A 2,070-nucleotide genomic window follows, 5' to 3' on the forward strand; every position below is an offset into this window, starting at 1 on the left:
GGCTGGTGCGCGAGACCGAGACTTCCTCGCGGGCGCGAGCGGCCCGGTAGTTGATGCGAAAGGCGAGGTAGACGGCGGCCACGTCGAGGCCGAAGAAGCCGAACACCGGCCAGGCGCCGCGCGACAGGAAAAACGCGCCTGTCACCAGCCAGCCGAACAGCAGCGCGCCCATCAGGATGAAGAAGCCTGTCCGGCCCAGAGACCGGTGCGGGGTGAGTAGCGCCTGAAAGAATGGCTCGTCGGCCTGAAACGAGGCGTTTGTGTCGCTCATGAGGGGATATTATAGGAGGGAAATGGCAAGCCCCAAGTCCAAAGATTCTTCCCTGTCCAAAAAAGAGCTGTTGCCCGCACGACGCGATGGGTCGAACGTCAAGCCACGCCCGCGGCCGGTGCGGAGCTCGTCGCGCTACAGCCCGGCCGAAGTGCACGAGATATTCCGGCGCTTTTCCGTCCAGCGGCCCGAGCCGAAGGGCGAGCTCGAACATGTCAACGCCTTCACGCTGCTGGTCGCGGTGGTGCTGTCGGCGCAAGCGACGGATGCCGGCGTCAACAAGGCGACGCGGGCGCTGTTCAAGGCCGCCGATACGCCGCACAAGATGCTGGCGCTGGGGGAGGCAAGGGTCGGCGAATATATCCGCACCATCGGGCTGTGGCGCAACAAGGCGAAGAATGTGATTGCGCTGTCGCAGGCGCTGATCCGCGACCATGGCGGCGAGGTACCCGACAGTCGCGATGAATTGGTCAAGCTGCCCGGGGTCGGGCGCAAGACCGCCAATGTCGTGCTCAATATGGCCTTCGGCCAGCACACGATGGCGGTCGACACGCACATTCTCCGTATCGGCAACCGGCTCGGATTGGCGCCCGGCAAGACGCCGGAACAGGTCGAGCAAGGATTGTTGAAGATCATTCCGGACGAATATATGCGCCATGCACATCACTGGCTGATCCTGCATGGCCGCTACGTCTGCAAGGCGCGCAAGCCGGATTGCCCGGCCTGCGTCATCGCCGACATCTGCAAGGCCGAGGTCAAGACGACCGATGTGCCGGCACCGCTGGTGCCGATCGCACCGCTCGACCCTGTCGAAGAGATTCAGGACCGAAGCGGAACGACGGCGTAATTCAACTCTCCTCCACAAACACCTCTTCGCGCTTTTTCTTGACCGCCGGCAGGAAGACGATGACGAGCACGGCGAGCGCGATGAGCAGCAGGCCGGCGCTGATCGGTCTGGTCAAGAAGGTGCTCGGGTCGCCGCGCGAGAGGATCATGGCGCGGCGCAGGTTTTCCTCGAGCAGCGGGCCGAGCACGAAGCCGAGCAGCAGCGGCGCCGGTTCGCAGCGCAGCTTGGTCAGGAGATAGCCGAGGAAGCCGAAGAAGGCGACGGCGTAGAGGTCGTAGACGTTGCTGTTGACGCTGTAGACGCCGATCGAGCAGAACGCCATGATGATCGGGAAAAGCACGTAATAGGGGATCGTCAGCAGCTTCACCCAAAGCCCGATCAGTGGCAGGTTGAGGACGATCAGCGTCAGATTGCCGATCCACATCGAGGCGATGATGCCCCAGAACAGCGCCGGCTGTTCGGTCGCGACATTGGGGCCGGGCACGATGCCCTGGATGATCATGGCGCCGATCATCAGCGCCATGACCGGGTTGGCTGGAATGCCGAGCGTCAGCATCGGGATGAAGGAGGTCTGCGCACCGGCATTGTTGGCCGATTCCGGTCCGGCGACGCCTTCGATGGCGCCCTTGCCGAACTCCTGCGGGTTTTTCGAGACGCGTTTTTCGACCGTGTAGGACGCAAAAGCTGCCAGGATCGCGCCGCCGCCCGGCAGGATGCCGAGCGCCGAACCGATGATCGTTCCGCGCACGATGGGCGCTGCCATGCGCCGAAAGTCCTCGCGGGTCGGCATAAGGCCGGTGACCTTGCGGATCATCACGGAGCGCTCATCCTCGTTTTCGAGGTTGCGCAGGATCTCGGCGACGCCAAAGACGCCGACCGCCACCGCAACGAAATTCAACCCGTCGGCATATTCCCGGATTCCAAGCGTGAAGCGCGGCGTGCCGGTGTAGAT

Annotated in this window: 3 protein-coding genes; 1 reads left to right on the top strand and 2 read right to left on the bottom strand. The window is 63.5% G+C overall.

Translation table 11 applies throughout. The features are described 5' to 3' along the window. On the bottom strand, positions 1 to 271 hold a 271-nt coding region (locus EN984_RS32355), incomplete at its 3' end, for a DUF2244 domain-containing protein (protein ID WP_127384251.1). Between the two features lie 22 nt (positions 272 to 293). Here EN984_RS32355 and nth point away from each other — a divergent pair. Beyond that, the gene (gene nth / locus EN984_RS32360) at positions 294 to 1,118 is read left to right on the top strand and encodes an endonuclease III (RefSeq protein WP_127267097.1); all 825 of its coding nucleotides are present in this window, start codon (positions 294 to 296) and stop codon (positions 1,116 to 1,118) included. Between the two features lies 1 nt (position 1,119). Here nth and EN984_RS32365 read toward each other — a convergent pair. Beyond that, a partial coding sequence (locus EN984_RS32365) for a tripartite tricarboxylate transporter permease (protein WP_206517536.1) occupies positions 1,120 to 2,070 on the bottom strand: 951 nt, incomplete at its 5' end.

This window comes from Mesorhizobium sp. M7A.F.Ca.CA.004.12.1.1, assembly GCF_003997835.1.
In the GTDB taxonomy this organism is placed as follows: Bacteria; Pseudomonadota; Alphaproteobacteria; order Rhizobiales; family Rhizobiaceae; genus Mesorhizobium.